Source organism: Stenotrophomonas sp. 107298_Sma, assembly GCF_056480345.1.
The window spans coordinates 3,789,204-3,806,566 of the sequence record NZ_CM151094.1 but is presented as its reverse complement, the minus strand read 5'-3'; the positions used below and the strand labels follow the sequence as shown (position 1 = coordinate 3,806,566).

Annotated in this window: 17 protein-coding genes, 1 tRNA gene and 1 other RNA gene; 3 read left to right on the top strand and 16 right to left on the bottom strand. The window is 68.1% G+C overall.

The window, feature by feature from the left end:
• Positions 1-13 precede the first annotated feature (13 nt).
• The 5 genes from ACZK2G_RS17730 to ACZK2G_RS17710 all read right to left on the bottom strand — a co-directional run bounded on the left by ACZK2G_RS17730 (position 14) and on the right by ACZK2G_RS17710 (position 1,964).
• Positions 14-493 (bottom strand): EVE domain-containing protein, encoded by a 480-nt coding sequence (locus ACZK2G_RS17730; protein ID WP_012512007.1) that lies wholly within the window; start codon positions 491-493, stop codon positions 14-16.
• Entirely contained in the window at positions 490-1,083 is a 594-nt protein-coding gene (locus ACZK2G_RS17725; protein ID WP_046988282.1) for a 5-formyltetrahydrofolate cyclo-ligase, read from the bottom strand. Before ACZK2G_RS17725 ends, ACZK2G_RS17730 begins: the two co-directional genes overlap by 4 nt.
• 83 nt (positions 1,084-1,166) lie before the next feature.
• Positions 1,167-1,352: non-coding RNA, 6S RNA (gene ssrS, locus ACZK2G_RS17720), on the bottom strand.
• A 97-nt stretch (positions 1,353-1,449) separates the two neighbouring features.
• Positions 1,450-1,746 carry a cell division protein ZapA gene (locus tag ACZK2G_RS17715; protein WP_006467013.1) on the bottom strand — a complete coding sequence of 99 codons (297 nt, stop codon included), beginning with the start codon at positions 1,744-1,746 and terminating at the stop codon, positions 1,450-1,452.
• Positions 1,743-1,964 carry a TIGR02449 family protein gene (locus ACZK2G_RS17710; RefSeq protein WP_005410898.1) on the bottom strand — a complete coding sequence of 74 codons (222 nt, stop codon included), beginning with the start codon at positions 1,962-1,964 and terminating at the stop codon, positions 1,743-1,745. Before ACZK2G_RS17710 ends, ACZK2G_RS17715 begins: the two co-directional genes overlap by 4 nt.
• A gap of 154 nt (positions 1,965-2,118) precedes the next feature.
• On the opposite strand from ACZK2G_RS17710, the gene ACZK2G_RS17705 reads away from it, so the two are divergent.
• On the top strand, positions 2,119-2,667 hold the full coding sequence (locus tag ACZK2G_RS17705) for a UPF0149 family protein (protein ID WP_478473998.1): 549 nt from the start codon (positions 2,119-2,121) through the stop codon (positions 2,665-2,667).
• Positions 2,668-2,672: 5 nt separating this feature from the next.
• The gene (locus ACZK2G_RS17700; RefSeq protein ID WP_478475598.1) at positions 2,673-3,995 is read left to right on the top strand and encodes an aminopeptidase P N-terminal domain-containing protein; all 1,323 of its coding nucleotides are present in this window, start codon (positions 2,673-2,675) and stop codon (positions 3,993-3,995) included.
• Between the two features lie 496 nt (positions 3,996-4,491).
• Here ACZK2G_RS17700 and pepQ read toward each other — a convergent pair whose 3' ends face one another.
• The 7 genes from pepQ to rph form a co-directional block, all read right to left on the bottom strand.
• Positions 4,492-5,823 carry a Xaa-Pro dipeptidase gene (pepQ, locus tag ACZK2G_RS17695; RefSeq protein WP_478473996.1) on the bottom strand — a complete coding sequence of 444 codons (1,332 nt, stop codon included), beginning with the start codon at positions 5,821-5,823 and terminating at the stop codon, positions 4,492-4,494.
• Positions 5,824-5,898: 75 nt separating this feature from the next.
• Entirely contained in the window at positions 5,899-6,273 is a 375-nt protein-coding gene (locus ACZK2G_RS17690) for a PilZ domain-containing protein (RefSeq protein WP_046986667.1), read from the bottom strand.
• On the bottom strand, positions 6,270-8,552 hold the full coding sequence (locus ACZK2G_RS17685) for a DUF1631 family protein (protein WP_046986668.1): 2,283 nt from the start codon (positions 8,550-8,552) through the stop codon (positions 6,270-6,272). The genes ACZK2G_RS17690 and ACZK2G_RS17685 overlap by 4 nt, the downstream gene beginning before the upstream one ends.
• A gap of 202 nt (positions 8,553-8,754) precedes the next feature.
• Positions 8,755-9,981, bottom strand: coding sequence for a radical SAM family heme chaperone HemW (hemW, locus tag ACZK2G_RS17680; RefSeq protein WP_046986669.1), 1,227 nt, complete (start codon positions 9,979-9,981; stop codon positions 8,755-8,757).
• 56 nt (positions 9,982-10,037) lie between these two features.
• Entirely contained in the window at positions 10,038-10,634 is a 597-nt protein-coding gene (gene rdgB, locus ACZK2G_RS17675) for an RdgB/HAM1 family non-canonical purine NTP pyrophosphatase (RefSeq protein WP_136640010.1), read from the bottom strand.
• The gene (locus tag ACZK2G_RS17670) at positions 10,631-11,020 is read right to left on the bottom strand and encodes a VOC family protein (protein ID WP_046986671.1); all 390 of its coding nucleotides are present in this window, start codon (positions 11,018-11,020) and stop codon (positions 10,631-10,633) included. The genes rdgB and ACZK2G_RS17670 overlap by 4 nt, the downstream gene beginning before the upstream one ends.
• A complete protein-coding gene (gene rph, locus ACZK2G_RS17665) occupies positions 11,017-11,742 on the bottom strand; it encodes a ribonuclease PH (RefSeq protein ID WP_012512000.1) in 726 nt (241 codons plus the stop codon). Before rph ends, ACZK2G_RS17670 begins: the two co-directional genes overlap by 4 nt.
• Before the next feature lie 124 nt (positions 11,743-11,866).
• On the opposite strand from rph, the gene ACZK2G_RS17660 reads away from it, so the two are divergent.
• Positions 11,867-12,727 carry a YicC/YloC family endoribonuclease gene (locus ACZK2G_RS17660; RefSeq protein ID WP_046986673.1) on the top strand — a complete coding sequence of 287 codons (861 nt, stop codon included), beginning with the start codon at positions 11,867-11,869 and terminating at the stop codon, positions 12,725-12,727.
• A 57-nt stretch (positions 12,728-12,784) separates the two neighbouring features.
• On the opposite strand, the gene selD is transcribed toward ACZK2G_RS17660, so the two are convergent.
• The 4 genes from selD to selA form a co-directional block, all read right to left on the bottom strand.
• A complete protein-coding gene (gene selD / locus ACZK2G_RS17655; RefSeq protein WP_478473993.1) occupies positions 12,785-13,864 on the bottom strand; it encodes a selenide, water dikinase SelD in 1,080 nt (359 codons plus the stop codon).
• A gap of 26 nt (positions 13,865-13,890) precedes the next feature.
• A tRNA-Sec gene (locus tag ACZK2G_RS17650) sits at positions 13,891-13,986 on the bottom strand.
• Between the two features lie 24 nt (positions 13,987-14,010).
• Positions 14,011-15,942 (bottom strand): selenocysteine-specific translation elongation factor, encoded by a 1,932-nt coding sequence (gene selB / locus ACZK2G_RS17645; protein ID WP_478473991.1) that lies wholly within the window; start codon positions 15,940-15,942, stop codon positions 14,011-14,013.
• On the bottom strand, positions 15,939-17,363 hold the full coding sequence (selA, locus tag ACZK2G_RS17640; protein WP_478473989.1) for an L-seryl-tRNA(Sec) selenium transferase: 1,425 nt from the start codon (positions 17,361-17,363) through the stop codon (positions 15,939-15,941). The genes selB and selA overlap by 4 nt, the downstream gene beginning before the upstream one ends.

Sequence of the window (17,363 nt, the reverse complement as noted above, 5' to 3'; positions counted from 1 at the left end):
CTCAGGCAGGGAATCAGGATTTCTTTTCCAGCGACAGCAGCAGCTTCCACTGCGCAGCGGTCACCGGAAACACCGACAGGCGGTTGCCCTTGGCAACCAGCGGGAAGCCTTCGCCCAGCGCTTCGGCGTGCAGCTTGATCTCGTCCAGCGCGATCACCTGCTTGAGCTTGCGGTCGAAGGCCACGTCCACCAGCATCCAGCGCGGGTTCTCGCGCGTGCTCTTGGGGTCGTGGTAGTCGGATTTCGGGTCGAACTGGGTGTCGTCCGGGTAGGCCGTGCTGGCCACCGTGGCCAGGCCGACGATGCCCGGCACCTTGGTATTGGAGTGGTAGAACAGGATGCCGTCGCCCACCTGCATGCCATCGCGCATGAAGTTGCGCGCCTGGTAGTTGCGCACCCCGTTCCAGGGTTCGACCTTGACCTTGGCCAGGTCATCGATGGAGAAGGCGTCCGGTTCGGACTTCATCAGCCAGTAGCGCTTGCGGGCGGTCATGCGTTCACGGGGGCAGCGGAGGGGAACAGGGTGCCGTCTTCGGTGCAGATCGCATCCACCGGCACGTCCCACGACGCCACCGGCAAGGACTCGACCTGCTGCACCGCGAACGCCGCGCCGACCAGCCAGGGCGGCGCCGGCCGGTCGTGGCGGAAGGCGAAGCTGCGATCATACCAGCCGCCCCCCATGCCCAGCCGTCGGCACTGTGTGTCGAATCCCACCAGCGGGGTGACCACCAGCGCCATCTGCGCCGGTTCCAGGGTGTCTTCCACGGCTACATCCGGCTCGGGGATGCCGTAACGGTTGCTGGTCAGCGGTTGTCCGGGCCGCCACGGCGCGAAGCGCAGCGTGTCGCCTGCCAGAATCGGCAGGCAGTAGGTCAGTGTGTCGGGTAGCTGCAACTGCCACCGGTGCAGGGCGATTTCGCCATCCAGCGCCCAGTAGCCGGCCACCGTACCTTTGCGCGGGGCGAAGGGCAGGGCCAGCAGGGCATCGGCGAGGGATTCGGCGGCGGCGATGCGCTCACCGGCGGAAAGGTCGCGGCGGCGTTGCCGCAGGTCGTGGCGCAGGGCCTGGCGCGGGTCGGTCATGGCAGCGTGCGGCAAGGATCAGCCGTCATTGTGCCGGAAAGAACAAGGGCGACGCCCGAAGACGCCGCCCTTGCTGGAATATTGCATTCTCCGCAATGTCGATGCATGCGAAACGACCTTGAACCCGGGGGCTCAAGTGGGAACGCTGGAGAACCATCGGGCTTCCCGCTACAAGGCGGACCTGCACTCCCGGCGCTGTCGCGCTCCCGGTGTCGTTCTTAAGGGACAAGGCGAATGTTTGCACATGCCGTCGAGTACCGCAGAGAACGCGTGGCCATTATAGCCAGCACACAGGATCTGGATAGGCCGTTCGTCGGCAACAGTCCGTGCCAATTCAGATATGAGAAGACGCGTTATGCGCGTTTCTCACGCACCGCCGTCAATCGCACGGTCCAGGCGCCGGTTCAGGTCGGCCAGCGTCTGCTGCAGCGCCACCGCCTGGCGGGCGTTCTCGTCGCGCAGCAGCTGCAGTTCGTGGGCCAGGTTCAGCGCGGCCAGCACGGCCACGCGGTCCACCGCAGCCATGCGGTTGCTGCCGCGGATCTCGCGCATGCGCGCATCGAGCAGGCGCGCGGCCGCCATCAGGCTGTCGCGTTCATCACCGCCGACACCCACGGTGTATTCACGATCGAGGATGCGGACACTGACCGGTTCGGCGCTCATGTGTGCTGCTCCAGGGATTTGAGCCGGCTGATCATTGCTTCCACCCGCGAGCGCGCCTGTTCGTTCTTGGCCAGCAGCGTGGAGCGCTCGGCCACCAGTTGTTCCTGCTGGTGGCGCAGGCTGCGGTTCTCCTCGGCCAGCCGCTGGTTGCGTTCAAGCAACGCTTCCACGCGGGCGGCGAAGTCCTGCAGCTGGGCAAGGGGATCGGCGGGTTCCATGCGGGCACGATAGGCAAGCGGGGCAAGGGCGGTCAAGCGCTGTCGCAGCAAGGCCCGGCGGCCACGGGGAGGAGACCGTCAGGTTGCTACACTAGGCGGTCTCACGGGCGCGCGCGTGCGCGCTCCTGGTTTCCTTATCCGAACGAGCCGCACGATGACCGAACTTCCCTCCGTCGACGACGTTTCCCGCGCCAGCCAGGCGCTGGGCCTGGGTGCCACCGCTGCCGAGCTCCACGGTGCGCTGTGTGGCTGGCTGGCCGCTGGCGGCGCCCCCGGCAATGACTGGCCGGCGCGCGTGCTGGCCGACGACAATCTGGCCCCGGTGGCCGCCGACAGCGTGCTGGCTCAGCTGCTGCAGGCCACCATCAAGCAGCTGGAAGACCGCGACTTCGCCTTCGAGCTGCTGCTGACCGACGACGACGACGTGGCCGCGCAGGCCGATGCCATGTTCGCCTGGACCCGCAGCTTCCTCGGCGGCTTCGGCCTGGGCAGTGGCGGCCATCGCCCGGCGCTGTCCGAAGAGGGCGAAGAAGCGTTGAACGACATGGCCAGCCTGGCCCGCGCCTCCAGCGAGGATTTCGAGGCCGGTGGTGACGATGACGACGAAGCATTGTCGGAGATCGAGGAGTTCATCCGCGTGGCGGTGTTGCTGCTGCACGGTGACGTGGTGCTGGCCTCGCGCCATCGGCAGCGGCTGAATTGATGGATATCAAGCAGCGCACCGGCATCGCGGCCGGCGAGTACAAGCGTCGCCGCCGCCAGCTGATGGACATGGCCGGCGAGGACGCGATCCTGGTGCTGCCCGCCGCGGCCGAGAAGGTGCGCAGCCTGGATACCCATTACCCGTTCCGGCAGGATTCGGACTTCCAGTACCTGAGTGGCTTCCCGGAACCGGAAGCGGTGCTGGTGCTGATTCCCGGTCGCCGCCATGGCGAGGCGATCCTGTTCTGCCGCGAGCGCGACGCCGAGCGCGAAGCCTGGGACGGTGGCCGTGCCGGCCAGGAAGGCGCGGTGGCGCAGTACGGCATGGACGATGCCTATCCGATCGATGATCTGGACGAGATCCTGCCGGGCCTGCTGGAAGGGCGTTCGCGCGTCTATTACCACTTCGGCCGCGATGCCGACTTCGACCTGAAGCTGATCGGCTGGGTCAACCGTGTTCGTTCGCAGGTGCGCCACGGCGCGCAACCGCCGCATGAGTTCCTGGAGCTGGGCCATCTGCTGCACGAGCAGCGCCTGTTCAAGTCCGGTTCGGAAGTGGCGCTGATGCACCATGCCGCGCAGATCAGCGTGCGCGCGCACCTGGCGGCGATGAAGGCAGCGAAGGCGGGCATCCACGAGTACGAACTGCAGGCCGAACTGGAACGGGTGTTCCGTGCCAACGATGCGGTGCCGGCGTACTGCAGCATTGTCGGTGCCGGCCGCAACGGTTGCATCCTGCATTACCGCGACAACAACGCGCGTTCGCGTGACGGCGAACTGGTGCTGATCGATGCCGGTGCCGAGTACCGTGGCTATGCCAGCGACATCACCCGCACGTTCCCGGTGAATGGCCGCTTCAGTGCCGAACAGCGCGCGCTGCACGACCTGGTCGGTGATGCACAGGCCGCGGCACTGGCCCAGGCCAAGCCGGGCGTGGCCTATGAGATGGGCCACCTGGCGGCGGTGCAGACCCTGACCGAAGGCCTGCTGCGGCTGGGCCTGCTGAAGGGCACGCTGGAAAAGAACCTGTCCGAGGGCCTGTACCAGCGCTTCTACCGGCACAAGACCGGGCACTGGATCGGCATGGACGTGCACGACGTGGGCGACTACCGCCTGGCCGGCGATTCGCGCCTGCTGGAGCCGGGCATGGCGTTCACCATCGAGCCGGGGCTGTACATCGGCGTGGACGACTCGACGGTGGAACCGCGCTGGCGCGGTATCGGCATCCGCACCGAGGACGATGTGCTGATCACCGATGACGGCCATCGCGTGCTGACCGAGGGCCTGGCGCGCAGCGCCGACGAGATCGAAGCGGTGATGGCGGGGTAAGGGGTTTCGGCAGGGCTTGCAGCCCTGCACCCGCAGAGGCAACAGCCAAGGCCAAAGCCAATGCCAAGACCAAAGCGGGCTATCCGTGGGATGGCGGGGCACTGTGGGATTGCGGGGACGCCGTGAATCCATCCCTGGAGGCTTGGTCGCGGCATCCATGCCGCTCACACCCCGCAAGCCCACAGTGCCCCGCCTTCGACAGGTTCACGCGGCTGTCGGTAACGGCGGTTGTTGGAACGAACGACGATTGGTAGGTGTCGACCTTGGTCGACACAGAGCGAGCGCAGCGAGCGACCCGCTTTTGCTTTTCTTTTTTCTTTTCCGTGGTTGAACGCGCGCAGGAAACTGTCAGAGGTGGGGCGGGGTGGGTTCGCGGGGGTGTCCGCGGCATGGATGCCGCGGCCAAGCCTCCAGGGATGGATTCACGGCGTCCCCCGCGACCCCACCCCGCCCCGCCAAGCGCGGCTTTTGATTTCAGCGACCAACCACGAGGGGCTCAGCCGTTGGCCGCCGCAAACTCCGGCCGCGTCAGATTGTCCGCTTCGCCCTCGGTGCACAGCACTTCGTCTTCGATGCGGATGCCGCCGTACGGACGGAAGAAGTCCACCCGCTCCCAGTTGATCGCATCGCCATGGCCGGCGTCCTTTACTTCATTCAACAGCATGTCGATGAAGTACAGGCCGGGTTCGATGGTCACCACCATGCCCGGTTCCAGCACGCGGGTCAGGCGCAGGTACGGGTGGCCGGCCGGGCGCTCGATGCGGCCGCCTTCATCGCTGGCCGCGAAACCGGCCACGTCGTGTACCTGCAGGCCGATCAGGTGGCCGATGCCGTGCGGGAAGAACGCGGCGCTGACGCCGGTTTCCAGTGCGGTCTGCGGCGAGACCTTGATCACGCCGAAGTCCTTCAGCACGCCCATCAGCGAAAGATGCGCGTCCACGTGCAGCTGCTTGTAGTCGAAGCCCGGGCGCACCGCCGCGCACATCTGCTGCTGCGCGGCATCGACGGCAGCGATCATCGCCGCGAACTCGTCGTGGCCGTGTGCGGCGTAGGTACGGGTGATGTCGCTGGCGTAGCCGTGCGCGCTGGCGCCGGCATCGATCAGGAAGCTGCGCAGCGGCTGCGGCGCCTTGCGGCCCAGCTCGGTGTAATGCAGCACGGCGGCGTGTTCGTTCAGCGCCACGATGTTGCCGTACGGCAGCTCGGTGGCATCCTGGCCCACGGCCTGGCAGTACGCCATGTGGATGCTGAACTCGTCGGCGCCGTTGCGGAACGCGGCTTCGGCGGCGCGGTGGCCACGCACGCCCAGCACCTGCGCCTGGCGCATCAACGCGATTTCATACGGCGTCTTGCTGCCGCGGTGCCATTCCAGGTAGTTCACCACCGGTGCCGGGTTGTTCGGCACGTAACTGCCCAGCGCGCTCTGCGGCTCGCCGAGGATCGCGCAGCGCGACGGGTCGGCCGGCAGCAGCGCCAGCGCCTCTTCGGGCTTGCGGATGATGTGGATGTCGAAGTGCTCCACCCACCAGCCGCTGGGTGCGTCCGGTACCACGTGCCAGTAATCGAACGGCTGGTGGAAAATCACCGCCGGGCGCTTGCCGGGGGTGAACACGATCCAGCTGTTGGGCACGCGGGTCAGCGGCAGCCAGGCCTTGAACTGCGGGTTCACCGCGTACGGGTAGTCGCGGTCGTCGAACACCTGGTAGTGCAGGGTGCCGCTGGGCACCACCAGATGGTCGAGGCTGCCGCGGGCCAGCGCCTGTTCGGCGCGTCGGCACAGCACGGCCAGGTGGTCGGAATACAGGGCGCCGGGGTCTTGCTGGATCATTGCGGTGGCTCGACACGGAAAACGGCCCTAGATTCTGCCGCATACCGCGAAAAACCGCTGTGCCGGAACCGGCACTCAGGCCGTCGAAACCGGTCCCTCGTCGCTGTCCTCGCCTACCCATTGGCGCAGCAGCTGCCGATGTTCGCGTGACAGGGTCAGGAAGCGGAAGCCGGTCCAGCTCTGCCCGGGCGCGTGCGCCGGCTCGCTCCACAGCAGATGCACGCCGACGTCGATCGCTTCCTGGCGACCATCACCCATCGGCAGCGGGAAGCGCAGCTGGTACAGCGCATCTTCGCGCAGCGGGGCGCTGGCCAGCATCAGCATGCCGGTCTCGGAGACATTACCGAGCCGGCCGACCACGCATTCGCGCATCTGGTCGGTGACCGGCACCAGGTCCGAGACTTGGCGGCGCGGTGCGCGGCGCGTGTCCTGCGGTGGGACGGGTTTCATGCGTGGGTCTCCTGCGTGCGATCAGCGGCCAGTGCGCGCAATGCACCAAGGCTGGCCTGCCAGGCGCGGTCGACCAGCCGGCCCTTGTCCTCGGTGACCAGTTGCGCATGGCCAGCGCTGATCTGCCGGGCCAGCGTATCCAGGTCGGTGTCGGCGATCTTCTGCCCGCGTGCGTTGACCAGCAGCGCGTGGCCAGTCAGCAGGCTGTACCAGGACAGTCGCTGGCGGCGCAGCGTGCCGTCGTCGTTGCCGATATCGAACCAGCTGCCGAACGGCAGCGTCGACAGCTGCTGGTATGCCGCTTCTTCTGCACTGTTGCGCGGTGCGGTCGCCGCGGTACCGGCAGTCGTGCCGGCATGTTCACCCAGGCGTGCGCGCGCCTTCAGGCGAGCGCTCAGTTCGGTACGCGAGGTGCTGTCATCCTCACCACCGGGCGTGGCCAGGCGACGGGCGACGGCAGCAGCTTCCTCGGCGTGGTAACCAACCTGCAGCAAGGCCGCTTCGACCTCGGCGGCCAGTACCGTATCGGTGCCGGCAGCGGCACCCACCGGCTGTGCGGTCACCGCGGCGATGCGTTGGGTCTGCTGCAGGCGCTCCTGCCACTGCGGCGAGTCGTCGCCATGGCGCAGCCGGGTCAGGGTCAGGGCATCGGCCCAGGCCTGGCGCAACAGGGTCTGCACGAATCGCGGTGGCTCCTGCGCATCGCAGCACTGATCGATGCGGGCGCTGGCCTGGCGCCGGGCCAGTTCCAGCCGTTCCTTGCCGCGTGCGGCTTCCACGTGGCGGCGCTCGGCCAGTTCGGCACGATGCGCGGCGGCACGCTGGTGCTGCTGCACATCTTCATTGGCAGCGGCGAAGGCTTCCGGCGCGCGTGCATCCTGTCCAAGCAGGCCCTGCACGCTCTGCGCCATGCGCTGCAGCAGCTGCGGGTCGACATCATCGTCGCCCAGCCAGTTGGCACCGACTTCGGCGATCTGGTTGAGCAGCTCGCGCGCGGGATGTTCGTCGCGTACGAAGAAGCCCGGGTCGGCCATCGCAGCCCGCGCCAGCGGTACCTGCAGGCGCGCCAGCAGGGCGGCGGGTACCGGGTCGGGGCGCTGTTGCTGCTGCACCTGCTGCATCAGCATGCGCAGCAGGTCGAGGTTGTCGCGGTCATGGCTGCCCAACTGGGCCTGCGCGCCGTGTTCGCTGCGCAGTTGGGCGACAACGGCGGCCTGCAGGTCGGCCACGCCGGTGGCGGAACTGGACTGGGCCTGCAGGCGCGCGAGTACGGCGTCCACCGCAGCGCTGGGTACGGCATTGCTGTCCGCGGGTGCGGCGCTGGCATGGCGTGCCTGCTGCAACAGCTCATGCAGTGCGCTGCCGGTGGACGTGGTCAGTCCCGGCGTGGCGGCGGGGCCGGCAGCGCCGCCCTCGTTGAAGGCGTCCTGTACCAGGCTCGACCAGGAGCCCGAAGGGGCCGAACCGTTCCAGCCGGTCAGGGGCGCAGCGGCACGTTTGGCAGGCTGCGTGGTGCGGCCGCCACCTACCGACTGGGTGATGATCCGCCGCGTGCTCGAGGAACGCGCCAGATAGGGGGTGTAGACCAGCCCCGGCAGCACGCCGTGCTGGGCCAGCAGTGCATTGGCGCGGTCGAGTACATCGCCCAGCCGCTCCAGCACCTGCCGTTCAAAGCTGCGGTAAAGCGCCAGCTGCACCTCGGCGCCAAGCGCATCCTGTTCGGCCAGTCTGCGCACCATCGCGCACAGCGCCTGCGGCGCCAGTGGCAGGGTGTCGGCTTCGAAAGCCGGCGCTGCGGCCAGCACGCCCAGGCGTTGGCCCAGCAGGTTCAGCGTGTTGGTCGAACGCAGGGTTTCCCGCCGCACCATCTCGGTCAGCAGCAGGTCGCGGTCGACGTCATGCTCGGCTACCAGTGACAGCCCCAGCATGCCCGGCAGCGGCGGCGGAGCCGCGCTGGTCGTGGCGCCGGTGGGCGGCTCGCGCAGGCGTGCCAGTGCGTCGGCAACGGCATCGAGCATGCGGTCGGCGAAGTGACCGGAGAAGGTGTGCAGCTGGCCGCGCTGGGCCATCAGTTCAGATTGCTGCTGCGGATTGCGCGCACGGTCGGCGTCGTGCAGCAGGGTCTGCTCCAGTGCTTCGACGGTCAGGATCAGCGGCGCGGCCAGCGTTTGCCGGCACAGGCCGATCAACGCGCCCAGCAGTTCGCGCACCCGCGGTGGCAGGTCGCTTGCGGCCAGGCGGGCTTTGTCGGCAGGGGTGATGGAAAAGACAGCTGACATCGGCAGGCGGTACCCGGATTCCCGCGGATCGATCTGGTGAATCTACCGTGTCGGCCGCTGTCGGCGCTACTTTAGGGTGAATGTGCATCCCGTTCGCCAGGCACCACCCGGCGGATGAACGGTAGTGCCGGTCACTGGCCGGCAACTCTGTCTTTACCGGATTGCCGGCCAGCGGCCGGCACTACCCATTACTCCAGGAAGCTCATTCCTCCAGGAACAGGCTCACCACATCGTTGGTGAAGCGCCGGCCCAGTTCGGTCGGCTGCACATGGCCATTGGTCACGTCCAGCCAGCCGCGCTGCACGGCCTCGGCCAGCGGTGCATCGAGCACGCTGCGTGGCAGCCCGGTGCGCGACTCGAAATCGCGCAGTCCAAAGCCTTCATGCAGGCGCAGCAGGTTCAGCATGTATTCGAAGGGCAGCCGCTCGGGTGCGATCACCTCGTCACCGCCGAACGAGGCTGGCGTGCCCGCGCTGTCCAGGTAGGCCTGCGGATGCTTGAGTTTCCAGCGCCGCAGCACGTGTTCCTCTGCACCGGAGCTGATCTTGCCGTGCGCGCCGGCACCGATGCCGAGATAGTCGCCGAAGCGCCAGTAGTTCAGGTTGTGCGCACTCTGCCGGCCGGGTCGGGCGTAGGCGCTCACCTCGTACTGGCCGAAGCCGGCCTGCGCCAGCAGCGCCTGGCAGTGCTCCTGCATGTCCCAGGCGTTGTCTTCGTCGGGAATGCCCTGCGGCGGTCGTGCGAAGAACACCGTGTTCGGTTCCAGCGTCAGCTGGTAATGCGAGATGTGCGCCGGCTGCAGCGCGAACGCACGTTCCAGGTCGGCCTCGGCACCGGCCAGGGTCTGTTCCGGCAGCGCGTACATCAGGTCGATGTTGAAGTTGTCATAGCCCGCGTCCTGCGCCATTTTCACGGCGCGTTCGGCCTCGCCGCTGTCATGGATGCGGCCCAGGCGCTTGAGCATCGCATCGTCGAAACTCTGGATGCCGAAGCTGAGGCGGTTCACGCCGGCCGCGCGGTAACGGTCGAAGCGGCCATGCTCGGCGGTGCCCGGGTTGGTTTCCAGGGTGATTTCGGCATTGGGCGCGAAGCGCAGGCGCGCGCTGGCCTGCTGCAGGAAGCGGTCGATCGCTTCCGGCGGGAACAGGCTGGGCGTGCCGCCGCCGAAGAACACGCTGTGCACCACCCGGCCCCAGACCAGCGGCAGATCCTGGTCGAGATCGCGCAGCAGTGCGTCGATGTAGGCGTCGAACGGCAGTTCGCCCTTGGCCTGGTGCGAATTGAAATCGCAGTACGGGCATTTGCGCACGCACCACGGCAGGTGCACGTACAGCGACAGCGGCGGCGGCACCAGTCGCGGCGGGCTGTCGTGGTCAGCGGAGCAGGCTTCGCCGGGCAGGTGGTTGCAGTGATCGTGGGCGTGCGGCATAGGTTTCTTCGGTAGTGCCGGCCGCTGGCCGGCTTCCCTGGGGAATCAGTAAGGCGTCAAAGCCAGGTCGCCAGCTGCTGCTTGAGCTGCTGCAGGGCGAGCGCACGGTGGCTGATGGCGTTTTTCAGGGCCGGCTCCATCTCCGCGGCAGTCAGGCCGTGGGTGGTATCCAGGAACACCGGGTTGTAGCCGAAACCATTCGTGCCACGCAGTTCGCGGATGATCTGCCCCTCCCAACGGCCTTCACAGATCAACGGCTGCGGGTCGGTGGCGTGACGCAGCAGCACGATCACCGCATAGAAGCGGGCGTCGCGCTGGCCATCGGGAATGTCCGCCATTGCCTCCAGCAGCTTGGCATTGTTGGCTGCGGCGTCGGTCGGGTGGCCGGCATAGCGCGCGCTGTACAGGCCCGGTGCACCGCCGAGGGCATCGACGATCAGGCCCGAATCATCGGCCAGCGCCGGCAGGCCGGTGGCTTCGCAGGCTGCGCGCGCCTTCAGCAGCGCGTTCTCGACGAAGGTCAGGCCGGTCTCTTCCACGTCGCCCAGGCCCAGCTCGGCGGCCGAGGTGATCTGCAGCGGCAGGTCGGCGAGGATCTCCCGCATCTCCACCAGTTTGCCGGCGTTGTGGCTGGCCAGTACCAGTTTCTTCATTGACGTGGCTCCAGCAGGTCCCAGGTGTTGCCATACAGGTCGCGGAACACCGCCACCGTTGCATAGGGTTCTTCGCGCGGCGCTTCCAGGAACTCGACACCAGCGGCCAGCATTGCCGCGTGGTCGCGGTGGAAGTCGTCGGTGTTGAGGAAGAAGGCGACGCGGCCACCGGTCTGGTTGCCGATGCGGCTGCGCTGTTCCTCATCGCTGGCGCGTGCCAGCAGCAGGGCGGCGGCGTTGCCGTCGGACGGACCGACCACCACCCAGCGCTTGTGGCCCTGGTCGATGTCTTCCAGCAGCGCGAAGCCGAGCTTGCCGGTGTACCAGGCAATGGCTTCGTCGTAGTCGGCCACCACCAGCGTGGTCAGGGCAAGACGCCGCTTCATGCCGACAGTGCCGCCTGCTGCGCGTCCAGCAGCTCGCGCACGCCCTTTTCGGCCAGGCCCAGCAGCGCATCCAGTTCATCGCGACGGAAGGCATGGCCTTCGGCGGTGCCCTGCAGTTCGATGAAGCCACCGCCGTCGTTCATCACCACGTTCATGTCGGTGTCGCAGTCGCTGTCTTCAGCGTAGTCCAGGTCCAGCACCGGGGTGCCGCGGTAGACGCCCACCGACACGGCGGCCACCGCGCCCAGGATCGGGTTGCGCTTGATGTCGCCGCGCTTCATCAGCACGTTCACCGCATCGACCAGGGCCACGTAGGCGCCGGTGATGGCGGCGGTGCGGGTGCCGCCATCGGCCTGCAGCACATCGCAATCCAGGGTGATGGTGCGTTCGCCCAGCGCGTTGCGGTCCACGCAGGCGCGCAGGCTGCGGCCGATCAGGCGCTGGATCTCCAGCGTGCGGCCGCCCTGCTTGCCACGGGCCGCTTCACGGTCACTGCGGGTGTGGGTGGCGCGCGGCAGCATGCCGTATTCGGCGGTGACCCAGCCTTCGCCCTTGCCACGCAGGAAGCCCGGCACGCGGTTCTCGACGCTGGCGGTGCACAGCACGCGGGTTTCACCGAAGCACACCAGCACCGAACCTTCGGCGTGGCGGGTGAAGCCGCGTTGGATGACGACCGGGCGGAGCTGGTCGGGCTGGCGGCCGCTGGGGCGGGAATCGGACATGGTGCGGGTTCCGTAATGGCGAGGGAGTACGCCGCCACGCCCGCGGCCTTCACGGGGCGGGCAAGGGGGCTCTGGTGAGGGCGCTAGGGTACCATTCCCCCTTTGCACGCACCGGACACAATCCATGATTCGAAGCATGACCGCCTACGCCGGCGGCGAGCGGGTCACCCCGTGGGGCACGCTGGGCTGCGAGCTGCGCTCGGTCAACCACCGCTTCCTGGAGGTTGGTACGCGCCTGCCCGATGAACTGCGGGCGCTGGAACCGCAGCTGCGCGAGCGCATTGCCGCACGCCTGAGCCGCGGCAAGCTGGATCTGGTGATGCGCCTGCGCGCGCCGGAAGCCGCCGCCAACCTGCAGGTGGACGAGGCCCTGCTGGGCCAGCTGGGTCGCCTGGCGCACCGCCTGACCTCCGATTTCCCCAACCTGCAGGTCAGCTTTACCGATCTGCTGCAGCTGCCGGGCGTCACCCGTGGCGAGGCCACCGATGCCGCTGCCCTGCAGGCAGAGGCACTGGCCCTGCTGGACCAGGTGCTGGACGGCTTCGTCGAGGCCCGCGAGCGTGAAGGCAGCAAGTTGTCCGCGGCCATCAGCGAGCGCGTGGACGGCATCGAGCGCATTGCAACGGAAGTGCGCACCCTGATTCCGGCCATTCGCGACGGCCAGCGCGCCAAGCTGGCCGCCCGACTGGCCGACCTGCCGCACCCGGTCGACCCGGGTCGTGCCGAGCAGGAACTGGTGCTGTGGCTGCAGAAGCTGGACGTGGATGAAGAACTGGACCGGCTGGGCAGCCACATTGTCGAGATCCGCCGCGTGCTCAAGCAGCGCGAGCCGGTCGGCCGCCGCCTGGACTTCCTGCTGCAGGAGTTCAATCGCGAAGCCAATACGCTGGGGTCCAAGTCGGTGGACAGCCGTACGTCCAATGCGGCGGTGGAGCTGAAGGTGCTGATCGACCAGATCCGCGAACAGGTGCAGAACATCGAGTGATGTTGCATCCAGTGATACAGCAGGGGCGCCTTCGGGCGCCCTTGTCGTTTCAGCGCATCAGCGCACGCTGACACCCCGTGTTCCCGCACTCAACCGCCCCACCACGGCCGCCTGGCCGAACCCCGCATCGCGGAAGCAGGCCAGCACCGCATCCACCGCTTCTGGGGCACAGGACACCAGCAGGCCGCCGCTGGTCTGCGGGTCGGTCAGCAGTGGCTGCCAGTGGGCGGCCAAGCCCTCGGCGAAGCGCACCTCGGCGCCATACGAGGCCCAGTTGCGGTTGGAGGCGCCGGTCACGCAGCCACGTTGCAGCAGGTCCAGGGTCTGCGGCAGCAGCGGCACCCGTGCACTGTCCACCTCGGCAGCGACACCACTGGCGCGGCACACTTCCAGCAGGTGGCCGAGCAGGCCGAAGCCGGTGACGTCGGTCATGGCATGCACGCCGTCCAGCGCGGCCATCGGCACGCCCACGGCGTTCAGGCGGGTGGTCGACTCGATCATCTGCCGGTAGCCCTCGGCATCCAGCACTTCCTTCTTCAGTGCCGACGAATACACGCCCACGCCCAACGGCTTGCCCAGCACCAGCACATCGCCGGGGCGGGCATCGGCATTGCGCTTGAGTCGTTGCGGGTCGAGCACGCCGATCGCGGCCAGGCCATAGATGGGTTCAACCGAATCGATGCTGTGGCCACCAGCGACCACGATGCCGGCGTCGGCGCAGGCGCGTTCGCCGCCCTGCAGGATGCCGCGGATGGTGTCCTGCGGCAGGGTATTGATCGGCATGCCGACGATGGCCAGCGCGAACAGCGGCCGCGCGCCCATTGCGTACAGATCCGACAATGCGTTGGTGGCAGCGATGCGACCGAAGTCGAACGGGTCGTCGACGATCGGCATGAAGAAGTCGGTGGTGGCGACGATCGCCTGATGGTCATCCAGGCGGTACACCGCGGCATCATCGCTGGTCTCGCGGCCGACCAACAGTTCGGCCGGTGCGGGAAGTGCGGGAACCCCGCGCAACAGTTCGGTCAGCACGCCTGGCGCGATCTTGCAGCCGCAGCCACCGCCATGCGCGAGAGACGTCAGTCGTTGCGGGGCATCGGCCGTTGAAGGAGCGGGGGACTGCACGTGCGTGGCCATGCCGACATCTCCTGCGGAAACACGAATGGCGGAAGGCAGCAGGAGTCGAACCTACCAGGGAACGATCGACGCCCCCTACTGGGTTTGAAGCCCAGCCGCATGCCCGGATGCGCATGCCTTCCGAAAGTACGGCAATGCCGGTGGGCTCAGTCGCGGGCTGCATTCCACTGCAGGTCGCCGCGCGGCCGATGCTGGTCACCGACGCGTCGAGTGTAGCCAACGCGATTGAAGAACTCCAAGATCTGGATGCTGCGCTTGCGGCCGAGGCCGATGGCATCGCGGAACGCCGCCGCATCCACCGTGCCGCTGGCCTGTGACAGCTGCGCGACGATCGCGGCCAGCTCGGCGATGCGGGCCGGTGCATAGAACAGGTCGGGCACCACCTGGAACAGTTCACCACGCGCGGCAGCGCGGCGCAGGACCGCGCGGACCTCATCCTCGGGCAGGCCGATGTCGGCCGCCAGGGTACGTACCCACGGCGGATCGAAACCGCCCGCGTGCAGTTGCGGCAGCACGCGTTCGAGCAGCAGGCGTTCGCGTTCCGGCGGTGCGTGATCGTGGCCGGGCAAGCGCCACCATGCACCCGCGCGCTGCACGCTGCCATCGTCGAGCAGGTCCTGCAGCAGGGCGTTCCACAGGCTGGTTGCCAGCGCAGGCAGGGTGCTGCGCTGCAGGCGTCCACTGTCGACGCCGGGTTCGTCGGGGCGGCGCTCATGCCAGCCGCGCAGCGAGGTGAGCACCTGTTCGCGCAGCGCCTGCCAGTGCGGGGCAAGAATGATCACCGTGTCTTCGCGGGTAGTGATGCGGCGCGCGTCGTCGGGCAGGTCGATCCGGTCGGCGGCACGCCGGCAGTAGCGCTGCAGGGCGCCGAGGGGAATGCCGGCGGGTGCCTGCTGCAGCAGCGGGCCAACTCCAGCGGCGGCCGCCAGTTGCTCCAGCGCCCCCAGCCACGCGAGCCGCGCCGGGCTGCGCCGACGCCGCTGCGGGGGATCTGGATCGAGCACGACACCACCGCCCAGGGTACGGGTCGCGGCCGAATCGCGGGCAATGAAGCGGTCGCCGCACATCGCGCAGACTGGTGCGTCGAACACCAGCTGTACCAACTGACCATTGCCGTGGTCATGGTCCTCCAGCAGCACCACGTGGGCCTGCCGGTGCATCGTGCCCCAGTGGATATGCAGTGGCGTCCAGTCGCGCAGAGGCGCTTCCCGCGCGGAAAGCCGCAGGCGCACATCGACACGGGTGGTGGCCAGCAGCGCGCGCGGGTCGGCGATCCAGTCCCCGCGCGTGATGTCGTCGCGGGCGATGGCGGCCAGGTTCAGCGCGCAGCGCTGCCCAGCCACCGCCTGTTCGCTGGCCTGGTTCTGCGCGTGGATGCTGCGCACGCGAACTTCAGTGGCGGCCGGCATCAGCTGCAGATGTTCGCCAACAGTAGCCACGCCGCCATGCACTGCGCCGGTCACCAGCGTGCCGTGGCCGGCCAGTGAGAACACGCGATCCACCGGCATGCGGAACAGTTCGCTGCGCAGCCCGGCCTGGCGCATGCTGGCACCATCCGCGGCCCATGCGTGCAGTTGGGTACGCAGCGCGCTGACGCCTGCGTCTTCAGGTGACGTGCTGTTGCAGGCGAACATGGGAGCGTCCTGCAGCGGCGTGCCGGCCAGCAATGCAGCGATCTCGATTTCGACCCGAGCGAGGCGTGCGGCATCCACGCGGTCGATCTTGGTCAACGCCACCGCGCCACGGTCTACGCCCAACAGCTGCAGGATCGCCAGATGTTCGCGGGTCTGCGGCATCACACCGTCGTCGGCGGCAATTACCAGCAACGCGACGTCGATGCCGGTGGCGCCGGCCACCATGGTGTGTACGAAGCGCTCGTGGCCGGGCACATCGACGAAGCCAAGCGTGGCTGCTGGTCCTTCTCCGGCGGCGGCTTCAACGGGCACATAGGCGTAGCCCAGCTCAATCGATATGCCGCGCGTGCGCTCTTCCTGCAGGCGGTCGGTCTCGATGCCGGTCAGCGCCCGCACCAGGCTGGTCTTGCCATGGTCGATATGCCCGGCGGTGCCGACGATCATGCCTGCAGCGTGCTCCATTGCGCGAGGAAGGCGGCTTCGTCAGCAGGCTCGAGACAGCGCAGGTCCAGCCACAATGCGTCATCTGCGATGCGGCCCAGTACCGGCTGTGGCAGCTGGCGCAGGCGCTTGGTCAGGCGATCCAGTCCGCCACGGCGTGTACTGGTGACGCGCAGTCCGGCACTGGCCAGCTGTGCCTGCGGTTGCGCACCGCTGCCGATCTGGCTGTGCATCGCCGCGCGTTCAAGGCTGTGCTCCGAGGCCAGCCCGTCGCGCATCGGTTGCAACAGACGCTGTGCCTGCGCATCGATGTCGTCCTGCGTGCGCGACAGGGTGCGCAGGGTCGGCAGCCTGTGCGCCAGCAGCTCCGGCTCGCGGTACAGGGCCAGTACCGCTTCCAGCGCGGCCAGCCCCATCTTGTCCATGCGCAGCGCGCGCTTCAGCGGGTTGCGGTTGATCCGTGCGATCAGATCGGCGCGGCCGGCGATGATGCCGGCCTGCGGTCCGCCCAGCAGCTTGTCGCCGCTGAACGAAACCAGGTCGGCGCCGGCCGCCAGCGTTTCCTGCACGGTCGGCTCGTGCGGCAGGCCGAACAGGGCCAGATCACACAGGCTGCCGCTGCCCAGGTCCACCACCAGCGGCAGGCCATGCTCGTGCGCGATCGCCGCCATCTTCGCGGTCTCGACCTTGGCGGTGAAGCCGGTGATCGCGTAGTTGCTGGCGTGAACCTCCATCAGCAGCGCAGTGCGCGCGCCGATGGCGTTGGCGAAGTCGGCCGGATGAGTGCGGTTGGTGGTACCCACTTCCAGCAACCGCGCGCCGGCGCTGCGCATCACATCGGGAATGCGGAAGGCACCGCCGATCTCCACCAGTTCGCCGCGCGACACCACCACGTCGCGCCGGTTGGCCAGGCTGTTGAGCAGCAGCAGGACCGCTGCCGCATTGTTGTTGACCACGGTTGCGGCTTCGGCGCCGGTCAATTCGCAGACAAGCGCCTGCACCCGTGCATCGCGGTCGCCGCGGCGGCCCCGGCTGATGTCGAATTCCAGATCGACCGGTGCGGTCATCGCACGCGCCACCGCCTGTACCGCAGTCTCGGGCAGCAGGGCGCGGCCCAGATTGGTGTGCAGCACGGTGCCGGTCAGGTTGTACATCGGCTGCAGGTCCAAGCGTGCATCGCCGGCGAGCGCTGCGTTGAGTGCGGCGACCAGCGCCGGGCCGTCAATGGCCTGCTGAAGGGCCTCGACCGAGAGCTGTGCGGCACCGATGCGCTCACGCAGCGCCTGCAGATGCACGCGCAGCAGCTGGGTGATGCGACTGCGCCCGTGGCCTTCAATCAGATCGGACAACGCCGGCAGTCGCAGCAGCCGATCCAGCGAGGGCAGGGCAGCGGCTGATGCTGGAGCAGGAGGCGTGCGTGGCAT

Excerpts from the sequence above, each read along its gene's own strand:
- ACZK2G_RS17685 (WP_046986668.1), bottom strand. The coding sequence starts at position 8,552 with ATGTCAGCTGTCTTTTCCATCACCCCTGCCGACAAAGCCCGCCTGGCC.
- pepQ (WP_478473996.1), bottom strand. The coding sequence starts at position 5,823 with ATGATCCAGCAAGACCCCGGCGCCCTGTATTCCGACCACCTGGCCGTG.
- selB (WP_478473991.1), bottom strand. The coding sequence starts at position 15,942 with ATGATCGTCGGCACCGCCGGGCATATCGACCATGGCAAGACCAGCCTG.
- rph (WP_012512000.1), bottom strand. The coding sequence starts at position 11,742 with ATGTCCGATTCCCGCCCCAGCGGCCGCCAGCCCGACCAGCTCCGCCCG.
- ACZK2G_RS17710 (WP_005410898.1), bottom strand. The coding sequence starts at position 1,964 with ATGGAACCCGCCGATCCCCTTGCCCAGCTGCAGGACTTCGCCGCCCGC.
- ACZK2G_RS17730 (WP_012512007.1), bottom strand. The coding sequence starts at position 493 with ATGACCGCCCGCAAGCGCTACTGGCTGATGAAGTCCGAACCGGACGCC.
- ACZK2G_RS17670 (WP_046986671.1), bottom strand. The coding sequence starts at position 11,020 with ATGAAGCGGCGTCTTGCCCTGACCACGCTGGTGGTGGCCGACTACGAC.
- selA (WP_478473989.1), bottom strand. The coding sequence starts at position 17,363 with ATGCCACGCACGCCTCCTGCTCCAGCATCAGCCGCTGCCCTGCCCTCG.
- hemW (WP_046986669.1), bottom strand. The coding sequence starts at position 9,981 with ATGCCGCACGCCCACGATCACTGCAACCACCTGCCCGGCGAAGCCTGC.
- ACZK2G_RS17690 (WP_046986667.1), bottom strand. The coding sequence starts at position 6,273 with ATGAAACCCGTCCCACCGCAGGACACGCGCCGCGCACCGCGCCGCCAA.
- rdgB (WP_136640010.1), bottom strand. The coding sequence starts at position 10,634 with ATGAAGAAACTGGTACTGGCCAGCCACAACGCCGGCAAACTGGTGGAG.
- ACZK2G_RS17715 (WP_006467013.1), bottom strand. The coding sequence starts at position 1,746 with ATGAGCGCCGAACCGGTCAGTGTCCGCATCCTCGATCGTGAATACACC.
- selD (WP_478473993.1), bottom strand. The coding sequence starts at position 13,864 with ATGGCCACGCACGTGCAGTCCCCCGCTCCTTCAACGGCCGATGCCCCG.
- ACZK2G_RS17660 (WP_046986673.1), top strand. The coding sequence starts at position 11,867 with ATGATTCGAAGCATGACCGCCTACGCCGGCGGCGAGCGGGTCACCCCG.
- ACZK2G_RS17705 (WP_478473998.1), top strand. The coding sequence starts at position 2,119 with ATGACCGAACTTCCCTCCGTCGACGACGTTTCCCGCGCCAGCCAGGCG.
- ACZK2G_RS17725 (WP_046988282.1), bottom strand. The coding sequence starts at position 1,083 with ATGACCGACCCGCGCCAGGCCCTGCGCCACGACCTGCGGCAACGCCGC.